This window comes from Nitrososphaerota archaeon (genome assembly GCA_011605775.1).
GTDB lineage: Archaea > Thermoproteota > Nitrososphaeria > Nitrososphaerales > JAAOZN01 > JAAOZN01.
In genome coordinates, this window is the sequence record JAAOZN010000073.1 from 1 (window position 1) to 11,086 (window position 11,086).

General features: G+C 49.6%; 14 protein-coding genes. 5 read left to right on the forward strand and 9 right to left on the reverse strand.

The annotated features are described in order from the left end of the window. Positions 1 to 27: 27 nt before the first annotated feature. Positions 28 to 180: a hypothetical protein gene (locus HA494_06435; protein ID NHV97406.1), complete on the forward strand. Its 153-nt coding sequence runs from the start codon at positions 28 to 30 to the stop codon at positions 178 to 180. A gap of 8 nt (positions 181 to 188) precedes the next feature. Continuing rightward, positions 189 to 1,574 carry a hypothetical protein gene (locus tag HA494_06440; GenBank protein NHV97407.1) on the forward strand — a complete coding sequence of 462 codons (1,386 nt, stop codon included), beginning with the start codon at positions 189 to 191 and terminating at the stop codon, positions 1,572 to 1,574. Between the two features lie 121 nt (positions 1,575 to 1,695). Here the strand turns inward: HA494_06440 and HA494_06445 are convergent, their stop codons facing one another. The 6 genes from HA494_06445 to HA494_06470 all read right to left on the reverse strand — a co-directional run bounded on the left by HA494_06445 (position 1,696) and on the right by HA494_06470 (position 6,087). Continuing rightward, the gene (locus HA494_06445; GenBank protein ID NHV97408.1) at positions 1,696 to 2,211 is read right to left on the reverse strand and encodes a WYL domain-containing protein; all 516 of its coding nucleotides are present in this window, start codon (positions 2,209 to 2,211) and stop codon (positions 1,696 to 1,698) included. Between the two features lie 1,111 nt (positions 2,212 to 3,322). Beyond that, positions 3,323 to 4,132: a thymidylate synthase gene (locus HA494_06450; GenBank protein NHV97409.1), complete on the reverse strand. Its 810-nt coding sequence runs from the start codon at positions 4,130 to 4,132 to the stop codon at positions 3,323 to 3,325. A 52-nt stretch (positions 4,133 to 4,184) separates the two neighbouring features. Then, positions 4,185 to 4,412: a hypothetical protein gene (locus tag HA494_06455; protein NHV97410.1), complete on the reverse strand. Its 228-nt coding sequence runs from the start codon at positions 4,410 to 4,412 to the stop codon at positions 4,185 to 4,187. Positions 4,413 to 4,533: 121 nt separating this feature from the next. Continuing rightward, complete coding sequence (locus HA494_06460) at positions 4,534 to 5,283, reverse strand: hypothetical protein (protein NHV97411.1); 750 nt, start codon at positions 5,281 to 5,283, stop codon at positions 4,534 to 4,536. After that, positions 5,283 to 5,567 (reverse strand): hypothetical protein, encoded by a 285-nt coding sequence (locus HA494_06465; GenBank protein NHV97412.1) that lies wholly within the window; start codon positions 5,565 to 5,567, stop codon positions 5,283 to 5,285. The genes HA494_06460 and HA494_06465 overlap by 1 nt, the downstream gene beginning before the upstream one ends. Positions 5,568 to 5,847: 280 nt before the next feature. After that, on the reverse strand, positions 5,848 to 6,087 hold the full coding sequence (locus HA494_06470) for an AbrB/MazE/SpoVT family DNA-binding domain-containing protein (GenBank protein NHV97413.1): 240 nt from the start codon (positions 6,085 to 6,087) through the stop codon (positions 5,848 to 5,850). 61 nt (positions 6,088 to 6,148) lie between these two features. Here HA494_06470 and HA494_06475 point away from each other — a divergent pair, with 61 nt between their 5' ends. Both HA494_06475 and HA494_06480 read left to right on the forward strand, forming a co-directional pair. Further along, the gene (locus HA494_06475; protein NHV97414.1) at positions 6,149 to 7,477 is read left to right on the forward strand and encodes a phospholipid carrier-dependent glycosyltransferase; all 1,329 of its coding nucleotides are present in this window, start codon (positions 6,149 to 6,151) and stop codon (positions 7,475 to 7,477) included. Positions 7,478 to 7,540: 63 nt separating this feature from the next. Next, positions 7,541 to 8,263, forward strand: coding sequence for a hypothetical protein (locus tag HA494_06480; protein ID NHV97415.1), 723 nt, complete (start codon positions 7,541 to 7,543; stop codon positions 8,261 to 8,263). On the opposite strand, the gene HA494_06485 is transcribed toward HA494_06480, so the two are convergent. Beyond that, complete coding sequence (locus HA494_06485; GenBank protein NHV97416.1) at positions 8,247 to 9,038, reverse strand: NAD+ synthase; 792 nt, start codon at positions 9,036 to 9,038, stop codon at positions 8,247 to 8,249. The two genes, HA494_06480 and HA494_06485, sit on opposite strands and share 17 nt — an antisense overlap. Positions 9,039 to 9,108: 70 nt before the next feature. Between HA494_06485 and HA494_06490 the strand changes: the two genes are divergently transcribed. Further along, positions 9,109 to 10,332, forward strand: a complete 1,224-nt coding sequence (locus tag HA494_06490; GenBank protein NHV97417.1) for a nicotinate phosphoribosyltransferase — start codon at positions 9,109 to 9,111, stop codon at positions 10,330 to 10,332. Here the strand turns inward: HA494_06490 and HA494_06495 are convergent. After that, positions 10,329 to 10,628 (reverse strand): hypothetical protein, encoded by a 300-nt coding sequence (locus HA494_06495; protein ID NHV97418.1) that lies wholly within the window; start codon positions 10,626 to 10,628, stop codon positions 10,329 to 10,331. The two genes, HA494_06490 and HA494_06495, sit on opposite strands and share 4 nt — an antisense overlap. Before the next feature lie 61 nt (positions 10,629 to 10,689). Continuing rightward, positions 10,690 to 11,043: a hypothetical protein gene (locus HA494_06500; GenBank protein NHV97419.1), complete on the reverse strand. Its 354-nt coding sequence runs from the start codon at positions 11,041 to 11,043 to the stop codon at positions 10,690 to 10,692. Positions 11,044 to 11,086 lie beyond the last annotated feature (43 nt).

Genomic DNA, 11,086 nt, shown 5'->3' on the forward strand with positions numbered 1-11,086 from the left:
AGATCTAATTTGGAGCGTCGGGGTTCGGTGAAGAGCCGAGCGTTAGCCTACTTCCCGTATGAGCTTAGAGAGGGGCAGTACGACCTCATATCTTTCGTGGAGGCCGAGGTGAGGCGTAGGAATGTGGTGGTCAACGCGCCGCGGGGATATGCCCCTATCTTCTTCAAACCAGCCTGCTGAGCGAGGCTTTGGTTGTGGCATTCAGCTACAACTACGTGGTGGATGAAGATGTCTCTTGGGCGATGCGTAGAAGGCTCAGCTACAGGTCTTCTATACTCGTGGTGGATGAAGCTCATAACCTTCAGGCAGCGTGCTCAAGCGTGAACTCAGAGCGAATCACGCTTGGGACGTTAAGATCAGCTTTGAAGGAGCTCGACTCCATCAGATCCTCGAAGGCTGATGAGATGAGGTGCTTCATCGAATCCCTGGTGGACTACTTTAAAGGCGAGTCGAGGAGCCTTGAGGATGGTGAGGACAAGGTGTTCGACGTCAACGAATGCATAAGGTTCTGCGCCGGGAGCCTATCGAAGTTTACTGGCATGGTCGAAGCCTTAAAGAGGGCTGGTGGTGTTGTGAGAAGGAGGAGGCTTGAGGACGGGAGGGCGCCTAGGTCCAGCCTCTACAGGTTAGGTAGCTTCTGGCTCTCTGCGGTCGGCAGCCTCGGCAGAGAGGGCATCGCCTACCTCGCTACGAGGGAGAAGAGGAACCTCATCGTGGAGATGTGGGACATGAGGGCTTCCGAAGCCCTCAGCGACGTTTGGAGGAGCTTCTATCGATGCGTATTCTGCTCAGGCACCCTAAGACCCTTAGATGCATTTGCAGAGGTAATAGGGCTTGAAAGGTACGCTGCGAAGGAGATACCATCCTTCTTCACCGAAGAGAACTCCCTCTCCCTAGTCACCAGAGGCCTCACCACCGAGGGGGAGGAGCTGAAGCCTGAGGCGGCTCAAGCCTACCTCAAGGCTATAGATGGCTTTATGGATGCCATCGACTCTAACGTAGCCGTCTTTTCAGCGAGCTACAGGGTTCAGCAAGCCCTCATCGAAGAGGGGCTGAAGGAGCTGATTGAAGGCAAGGGGAGGGTACCCTTCTTCGAATACCAGGGGATGTCCGGCAGGGCGAGTAGAGAGACCCTAGAAGGCTTCAAGGCCTGCGCATATAGAGGGGAGAAGGGTGTTCTATGCGCAACGATGACAGGACGCTACGCAGAGGGAGCTGATTTCCCAGGAAGGGAGCTGGAGGGAGTGTTTCTAGTAGGGATACCCTTCGACAGGCTCACCACTAAGACGAGGCTCTACATAGAATACTATAGGAGGGTGTATGGTAGAGAGAAGGGGACGTTCTACTCATACATCCTACCCGCACTGAGAAGGGCTTCTCAATCACTAGGAAGGGCCTTAAGGTCAAAGGAGGATAAAGCCGTCTTCATACTCGGGGACGAAAGGTATAGGCGCTTTCTGAGCCTCCTACCAGACTACGTGCAGAGGAACTGGAGGATGGTAGAAGGCGACAAAGAAGCAGTCAAAAGAGAAGCCCACCGATTCTGGGCAAAGAGGCGGCTTAAATCAGCTTGAAAACACCCTTTTATCTAAGGAGAATTTGAAGCGGGTTTAAGGGTTTCAGAAGGGTAGCTTCTAGAAGGACTCTTGGAAACATCGAGCCGGCTACCGTAACTGATCAGCAGCCCATCCTATCTCATAGGTAAGCGCTCTTATCGAAGCTCCTAGGTTCCTCGTAGCTCCCCTTCGTGATCTTCGCCTCCATCACGCGGCTCGTCCTGAACTTTCTCACCTCCTTTCTCAGATGGTCGAAGGCTACTATATACCTTCGGCTCAGATAATAGATATCAACCTCCCTCTTCGTAGCTTCCGCCCTCTCCAGCGAGAAGTAAACGATTTCGACCCTCCTCTTGCTTCGGAACGCTCTAGCGAGCGTTGAATAAGCATTTTCATCAACCCAGTCGTGATATGGGTGATACCTTCTTAAAAGGACCGTCTTCTTAATCTCCTCCACCTCTTCTTTCGGCAGCGAAGCCTCCAGCTTCATGATTACTCGATCAACACCCCTAGCGTTCACAAGCCTCTCACCATACTCATCGAGCTCCCACGCTTCATCCACGTTGACAAGCAACCCCTCCCTAAAGGCCCTAAGTATCTTCAGAATCACCCTAAGCTCAGCCGTAGTCAGCTCTACTTTCCTGACCCCAGACATAATACGAAAAGACACGCAAATAATGGATTAAACTTTTCTGGAAGTACGATTGCGTCGATGATGTAAGCGAATGGACAACGCTCACAACACTATTAGAGAAGAAGATCCCAACCAATCTTAAGCATAGATGTGAAGCGCATCCATACGATTATTGGTTACGCCACACTAGATACGCTGGTTTCAGTCTTCTGTGTATCACCGCTTTCTTCCACTACTTTTGTAGCCTTCTTTGGCATAGTGTAACGCCTACAATCTTCGGCGTGAGCGCTCTAACCGCATCCTCTGCGATGTATTCTCCACTCTACATCGGCACCAAACCGGTTCACCTCTGATTAGCATAATCATACACTTTTCTCCCATAACCCCAGCTCATTAGACTAAGCCTCTAACTCTACGCCACAGACATGATAAACCACGCCTATACACGAGGATACTCAGTACCGGATTCAGTACCGGATTTTTGCCGAGAAAAATTTTTTCCTGCGAAAATGTGGTACTGAATCCGGTACCAAGCATTCTATCATCTTATGCTTCGCCTAGTGATGCTTCTAGCTTAGAGAATCTCTTCTCCAACTCCTCTATCTTGGGTCTTTGAGCGCTGTGCCGCACAGCTTGAGCTCTTTTATGGTTAGGTAGTAGAATTTGTGGGCGTTTTTAGCATCTCCTTGATCTAGGTAGACTTGACTTCAGTGCACATCTAGCAGGCTAGTGCTGCTAGCCCTACGAATCCTATGAGTTTGGCGTAGATTTATGTTTCTTTATCCATCTTCTCCGCACCTTCCTTTGGTGAAAACCTAGGTTACAGCGACTATGGCGAACGGTCCTTTTGCGTTGATGAGTCAAGCAACAGGAAGATGATTTAACCGGCTGTTTCAGAGGGAGAACCGTTTGTCGTTGCGTTTCCTAGTGGGTGTGCCACTCAGCTGCTGGGTCATATGGAGGAGGTGGATAGCTCCTCCATAATCCGCTTGTAGGTTCATCTTTAACTTCGTTAAAAGAGTAACAAAGCCTATCAGCGATATGTTCGCTTTTTACTCAAACACATGAAAGCTGCTTTCAGTAGAATGCCCGCCTATCTTCAAACCTTTCCGCTTCCAGAGGCGGAGTATATTTAGAAGTTAGGAGTTGAAGCTAGAATGCTCTCCACTTCTCGTGTGAGAGGGAGCTTCTTCGCCTCCAGCGCCCTTAGTAGCGCCGCGTGCACCTCCTGTCGAATGATATACCCTGCTTTATGGAGTATCGTATCACCCAATTCTGGGTCTACATCCATGCTCGCTGTGCAGGGGTAGCCGTGGTGCGCATTAGAGGTGTTTTGGTTAAGATCTTTTACGTGTGTAAATCTGAGCTTCTGAGCCACATACCAAGTGTCACCACAGGGCGCGCTCCTCTTAACCACAACACTCTTGATGAAGTAGCCCTCAATCTCCATCTCTAGCTTGGGTCTGCCGATAGAGTATCGGCGTATAAATTCGTCGATAACCTTGCTTCCGCTCTCCTCAAGCGCGCAAAAGGGCTTGGGGAAGGCGGATTCTACGCCAAGCGCGTTAAGCTCATCCAGCAGCCTAGTCCTTAGGCCTGGGGGGCACCAGCCCCTGTTCTCAATAGGTACGATAACGGCTCTGGCTTCACATTTGGATACGACTGAAGGTATCTCAGCCAATATGTCCGGGTGGATACCTATTGGGATGACTACATCTGCATTCGGTGGTGAGTTAGGTAGATAATCGCTTGGGTTGTCTAGGAAAGGTGGTAGGTTAGGTGGGACGGGGTGAAGCCCGACGACATCTTGAACGTGTGAGCCGTAGCCGATCCTACAGTATCCGCAGGCGAGACCGCAGGATTTGCAGAAGGTTGGTAGGTTGACAAGATTGCCTACGACCTTTTCGCCGAATTCGTGGCCCACGATGAAGTATAGCCTCAACTCGTAAAATAGTGTGGAGGAGGTGCTATAAAAATAGTGGGCGCTTAAGATGCTAGTACTTCGGTTTGGTCAGCTTGGCCCAAGCTGCTACAGCAGCTACGGTGATAAGTGAAGTCGCTAACCCTGTTATGGTCGCACCAACCAGTCTGGGGTCTATGCTCATCAGAAACGGCACCAAAGCGGCTAAAGCGTCTGCGAGCGCTGGGAACGCTAAGTAGGCTATGAAACCAAGGGCGTATCCAATTAACCATATACCTAAGATCGCTTTTACCCTACCCATGTCAGGTCGATTACTCTCTCCCTAATCGCCGATTTATTAGAGCAAAACAATATTAGTTTACTTAGCGGTTAAGAATGCTTATCCCCAGCAAACAGCTAGCTTGCAGAGACCTATGGCAAACTTAAGCCGTAAACATCGGCCTCTTCTCATCTCGCTCCACGACCCTCCTCACCCTCCCCAACGCCTCGAGAGCTTCACCCCACCTCTGCTCAAAAACCTCCGGCGCCAACTCACCCTCGTAGAAGCCAAGCGTGTGAAGTGGGAAGGTTTTATCCAAGAGGTCCCTGAAGACCCGCCTATCACTCTCAGCAACATTGCTCGCGATAAACCGCTCAACCCTGCCTAGACTCCACACCACAATGGGAACATTCTTCAAAGAGGCGTAAAACTTGATCAACGCTAAAGCAGATCCCCAAAGCTTCTCACCAGCCTGCCTAGAATCACCCCTCTCCTTATAGTCAAGAGCCCCCCTAAGATACCCCTCAAAGAGCCTTCTGTAGTGCTCAGCCCTAGCAGAAGGATCGGCAAAAATATTTCTCAACTCGTCAACAATATCCTCCCTCTTCCAACCACAAGCCTCCGAAACCTCCCTAATCCACTCTTCATCACCTCGACCAAGCCCCTCTCCCCTAACCAGCTTCCCAACGACCTCCAAAACCTCAGGCCACTCCTCCACAAGGTAGATGAAGAGCTGCCAAGCAGATAATAAGCCAGCAAACACGTGAGCATCCAAAACCTTAAAGCATTCTTGAAAACACGTAGGCAGGGCTTTGAACTGCTGATCGAAGCTCAAATACTTTCTAACTGAGTGATTCGCACCCTCCTCACACTCTCTACAAATCTCTACAACCGCATAAATCGGACTGACCATTAACCGCCTCCCCTACCCTCAAGCTCCCTAACCGCTCTCTCAATCGTTTCAGCTATCTCTTTCAGCTGCTCCGCCACCTTCTTCTTCTCGTCACTCGGGAGAGCAGTCAAACCTGCCCAGTTCAATGTACTCAACCTGAATAGGGATGAGACGAAGGCGGCATATGTCTCCGGTGTCAGCCTACTCGACAGCTCCACCATCTTAGACGGCGTAAGAGCCTCCTTTAAGATCTCATCCAATCTCTTCCCCTCCTTACCCTCAATCTCAGCGACGTCCCTAAGCAAATCACCTAAGAGTTTGAGAGCAGATGTAAAAGCAGAGCGGACAAACCCAAACCACTTTCACCAACACACACATTCAAAATCACCCTACATTATTTAAACTTAAAGGAAGAAGCACACTTCACACAGAAGAAGCCGCTGCCTCTGTTTAAAAGCTGGTCGCGATTGTGCAGTCTAGTAGCGAGCTCGTGATCCAGCTGGTCGAGTGCTATCTCTTCACATTTTTAACAAATCAATAAGGTGGTCGTAGCGTTTAACCCGTAAAGCCGGGAGTTAATCTAGCTTAGAGACCTAGCTTGCGGAGACCCAGCTTCTCAGCCAAGCTCCTAGCCCTATTCACGATCTCCCAAGCCCGCATCCTTTCACCAACCAGCTCAGCCCTCTGCATAATCATCAAGTCGCTCGTAGCAATAATGATCAGCTTGCTCCCAGCCTTCAACCCAAGCTTATCCCTAACCTCTTTGGGTATAACGATCTGCCCCTTCTCCGAAACCCTCGTAGTATCTATAGAGAGGTCCGACAACGCTAACCCTTCACATCTCCACCAAATTGCTATATAAGACTAGTCTTCACCTAAAGAAGCGATGAATCAAATCTCTAAAGCGCTAACATCTATCACCATAAGGGAGCTGATTCTGATCTGGCTCGCCATACACTTCCTCCTAATAACCCAGCCAAACTCGCCTGTCTTCGACGAAGCCTACTACACTCAAGCGGCAAGAGACCTACTCAAAGGTGTGGCGAGCAACATAGAGCACCCCTTCCTAGGGAAGGCTTGGGGCGCCTTAGGTATGGTTATCTTCGGAGACAACGCTTTCGGCTGGAGAATCATAATCATAGCGTTTGGCGCATTAACCATCTACACCTTCTACCAACTAGCCAGCCGATACCTTCCTGAGCGACTGGCGCTTCTAGCAGCAGCCTACCTCGGCTTCGACCACATGTTCTTCACCCACTCAAGCCTCTTTTTACTCGAGATACCCGCGCTCTTCTTCGCCATCCTAGCCTTCAAATACTACCTAGAGCGTAGAATCGTTTCGGCAGCCATCTCCATGGGGCTATCTATACTCAGCAAAGAGACCAGCCTCTTCCTCCTCTTCACGCTCATCCTCCTACACCTCGCAACAACAAAACGATCATCAACCCAAGATGCACTTAAGGCACTGAAGTTTACCGCTGTGCTACTAGCTACCGTAGCCATACCTATGCAGATCTACATCATAACTTACAATCCGTCGGCATCAGAGAAGGTAGTGCAGATAGTAAACCCAGTGGTCATCGTAGCACCAGACGGCTCGGTTATATCGACCACCTCAACCACCACTTGGAGTGGGGAGCGTGAATACATCACAAATGTGTTCGAATACTGGCGCTACGTATTCACCTACCACTCCGGCCTAACCATCAAGGACTCTAACGTTGGGCCTGAAAACTATCCGTGGAACTGGTTCATACCCACTCAGCAGAGGGAGATGATATACTATAGGGCTGAGGTTGTAAAGAACATAACCTATTACACTGATGGTGTATACGCTGGGTCAAAAATTGAGAGGGTATATCCGATAAACTGGCGTGGGGTCACCAACCTCCCGCTCTGGTACTCTATCTGGCTCGTCACACCCCTCTCAATATACCTTCTAGCGAAGAGAAGATCGAATGAGGGGGTGACTCTAACATTTCTATGGATCATCGGCACCTACCTCCCCCTGCTAGGGATCTCTTTAATCTTCAATAGGATCGAATACCCCTTCTACTTCATAAACACGCTTCCAGCCCTAGCACTAGGCCTACCTCTAACCCTCTCGATGCTGAACGTAGATAAGTCGGTCAAAGAAGGGATACTAGCGGCCTTCTTAGGCTGGACCGCAGCGTCCTTTCTAATCTACTTCCCCCTTAACGTCTGGGCGCTATAGAAGAAAGTGACGCACATTATTTTAAAATACTCTACTAAGGCACATTAAGGTGGTGCCTTCAGAGTGCTGCTTGAGATAAGGCTCACACTCTGCGGAGCCATGTTCATCATATCAGCATACTTCGATCTAAAGAGCAGAGAGGTCGACGATAAACTCTGGTGGATTTTCGGGGCACTAGGTCTAGCCTTAACAGCGACAGAAGTCTTCTTAGGCTACAGTCCCAATCTCCCCCTCTACCTCACCTCCACTGCGCTCGCGGCTAGTGTAGGGTTTGCGCTCTACTACCTAGGGTTTTATGGTGGTGCGGATGCTAAAGCTCTTTTAGTCTGCGCTCTACTCGCCCCACTATCCAACAGAAACCTCATCCTCCACCCCTTCACACCACTAATAGTACTCGTAAACTCAGCGATATTGACTGCCACGCTCGCAATCTACTACGGCGTAAGCAATCTAATCCGCATACTTAGAGGAGAGAAGATATTCGAGGGCTTAGAGCACGAACCCCTCCGTAGAAAAACCTTCGCATGTCTACTTGGCTTCAGAGCAAAGGGCAGAGCCGGACCGTTCTACTTTCAGATGGAGAAGGAAGAAGATGGTAGAAGAAGGTTCGACTTCTCTCCGCTTCGAGCCTACGAAGAATTCACAACAAGAGAGGATGTCTGGGTTACACCGGGCATACCGCTACTAGCTTTCATGGCTGCTGGATTCGTTGTTACAGTCGTCTTCGGAGACCTTCTCGCATACATCTTAGAGGCTATTTTGACTCTGGTCAAATTGGTGGCATAGGTGAGGGGGGCTGCTGCCGCTTATGCTCCGTCGCTTGGTGCCTATTCAATATGTAAAGCACCTTATTCAAAGGCAGACCAAGGCTTCGAGAAGCCTCCTCAACACCCATCTTCAGATCAAACACAGAGTAGAGTATGCTATCGATATCCTCGTATGACAACCCCAGCTCATCTTCAGCCATCTGACCAGCCCATAGCCTAGGGCTACTCCTCTTAGCGACTATCCGCTCAGGCACGCCGAGATAAGCTGCTAAAGCCCTAACTTGGGTCTTGTAGAGCCCGGCTAGCGGCTGAATATCGACACCACCATCACCATATTTTGTGAAGTAACCTATGAGCGCTTCACTTCTATCACCAGTCCCAAGCACAAGCCTATTCAGAAGGTTAGCATAGTAGTAGAGTATGCACATCCTTATCCTAGCCCTAAGATTACCTTCAGCAAGCCTATCCGGCTTCAGATACTCCATGTAAGCGCTGTGGATGGTTGAGATATCTATGTAGATGGTTTCGATACCAAGGCTATTGGCAACAGCCCTAGCGTCCTCAACATCAACAGAAGGGGTGATTCTCGAATCAGGTAAAAGCAACCCTAGCACAGAATCCTTACCTAAGGCTCTTACCGCAAGATACGCCGCTGTTGATGAGTCTAAACCCCCGCTTAGACCTAAGACTACGCCAGATGCTCCAGCGCTAGAAACCTCTCTTCTAATGAACTCTTCGATATCTTTAGCGACCCGCTCGAAGTCGAGTGAGGCTATCTTCTTAAGTAGATTCATCGCCTAATTCAACCACATACCTTAGGAACGAGTAACTTTTATCTTAGATGCTTAACCCCATGAAGCAGATATGGCTGAGCAGAGAGACCTAGCCGACAGAACATTCTGGCTGGCTAAGGAGGAGGAAATCAAAAGAGGAGAAACCACAGACATCTACTTCATCAACGCAGTCAAAGCACTCCAAGCCAAAAACTTGAACCCAAAGGTGGTCATGGAGGTCTACACCAGAAAACTACCCTACAGCGAACCTTGGGCTGTGTTAGGTGGAATCTATGAGGCTGCGAAGCTGCTCGAGGGGCTGCCGATCGATGTCTACGCTATGGAGGAGGCTGAAATCTTCTTATCACCCCGCTCATCAACTACCTACGAGCCTGTCCTAAGAATAGAGGGGAGGTATCAGGATTTTGCGGTATATGAAAACCCCCTCCTAGGCTTAATCTGCACCAACACATCCCTGTTAACGAAATCGGTTAGAGTGAAGCAAGCAGCAGGGGATAAAATGGTCCTAAGCTTCGGAACAAGGAGAACCCACCCAGCTTTAGCGCCTACTGTTGAAAGAGCAGCATACATAGCTGGGTTAGATGGCTTATCAAACGTCCTCGGCTCTAAGCTCCTAGGAGTTAAGCCAGCTGGCACCATGCCGCACGCCCTCATACTATGCTTCGGGGATCAGAAGGCAGCTTGGCTCGCCTTCGATGAAGCGGTTTCAGAGGACACGCCTAGAATAGCGCTGATAGACACGCTCTGGGACGAGAAAGCAGAAGCGATACTCGCACTCGAAACCCTAAAAGATAGACTCTGGGGAGTAAGGTTAGATACACCAACCTCAAGGCGTGGAAACTTCAGAAGAATAATCGAAGAAGTAAGGTGGGAACTCAACCTAAGAGGGGGCGAGAAGGTGAAGATCGTTGTATCAGGAGGGTTAGATGAAGAGGAGATCAAGGCGCTGAAGGATATTGTAGATGGCTTTGGGGTGGGCACAGCAATAACAGCAGCACCAATCATCGACTTCAACGCAAAAATCGTTGAGGTGGAAGAAGATGGTGCTCTTAAACCCAGGGCAAAGCGCGGAGACCTCTCAGGCGCTAAAGAGGTCTACAGATTTGAGGGGACATTCAGAGATAGGGTTGTGCCTAGGGGGCGAAGCATCGAGGGTCCGTGGCGCAATCTGCTCACTCCCTTGATAGAGGACGGTAAGATTGTGAGGAGGTTTAAGACGCCGAGCGAGCTCAGATCTGAGTTGAAGATGAAGATAAGTAGGTTGGGCGAGGCTGAGGTCTCACTCACCACCTAACCCTTCCAGAGCCCTATGAGCAAGCCGATTATAAACGAGATAGAGGTGTATGGTATGAAGTTTATCAGAGGACCAGCTCCGCTTTGAATAAGAGGTAGATAGGTTAAGGCGGCTTTCATCAACTCCTCAGTAGAGGGGAGCTGCACATACCCAATAGCTGCCAGAACCACGATGAGTACGATCACCACCAGTATAAGCTTCAGCGCCCTCTTAATTATGACACCAACTAGTAAACCGATTATGAAAGGCACTACCGTAGGGAGAATCCAAGCCACTTCTTCCGGAACCATACTCATACTTCTCTTATTCTCAACGCACCATATATAAGGATATGCGATTAAAGTGGTAGCAAACTACTCACACATACAGCATATAGTAGTCCGTCTTCTCCACCTTTCCTGTTAAAGGGTCTACCTTAAGACCGAGCGTCTCCAGCGTATCGACCCCTATCACAGGCAGAGCGCCTTCGAAAGCCAGTATCCTTAGAGGACCTCTTCTGCCTTCGATCTCGGCTTCGGCCACAAAGACCCTAGCCTTGACAACCCTGCCATCGTCCAGCTTTAGATCAACTTCGAAAGGCGTTTCGATGAAGTATTTCTCAGCCACTCGAAGGGGCATAACTGTAAAGGAAGCGCCTGTATCAACCAGCATCTTATCCACTTCAAGCACTTCCTTCCCTCTAAAAACTGCTTTTAAGAAAACGTGGCCCACATTTTTACCCTAAGCTCTCAGGCTCCTAATAAACGCTGTGTCC

What these genes read in the sequence shown, in the direction of transcription:
- HA494_06445 (NHV97408.1), bottom strand. Translation starts at nt 2,211, where the DNA reads ATGTCTGGGGTCAGGAAAGTAGAGCTGACTACGGCTGAGCTTAGGGTG.
- HA494_06455 (NHV97410.1), bottom strand. Translation starts at nt 4,412, where the DNA reads ATGGGTAGGGTAAAAGCGATCTTAGGTATATGGTTAATTGGATACGCC.
- HA494_06460 (NHV97411.1), bottom strand. Translation starts at nt 5,283, where the DNA reads ATGGTCAGTCCGATTTATGCGGTTGTAGAGATTTGTAGAGAGTGTGAG.
- HA494_06475 (NHV97414.1), top strand. Translation starts at nt 6,149, where the DNA reads ATGAATCAAATCTCTAAAGCGCTAACATCTATCACCATAAGGGAGCTG.
- HA494_06485 (NHV97416.1), bottom strand. Translation starts at nt 9,038, where the DNA reads ATGAATCTACTTAAGAAGATAGCCTCACTCGACTTCGAGCGGGTCGCT.
- HA494_06490 (NHV97417.1), top strand. Translation starts at nt 9,109, where the DNA reads ATGGCTGAGCAGAGAGACCTAGCCGACAGAACATTCTGGCTGGCTAAG.
- HA494_06495 (NHV97418.1), bottom strand. Translation starts at nt 10,628, where the DNA reads ATGAGTATGGTTCCGGAAGAAGTGGCTTGGATTCTCCCTACGGTAGTG.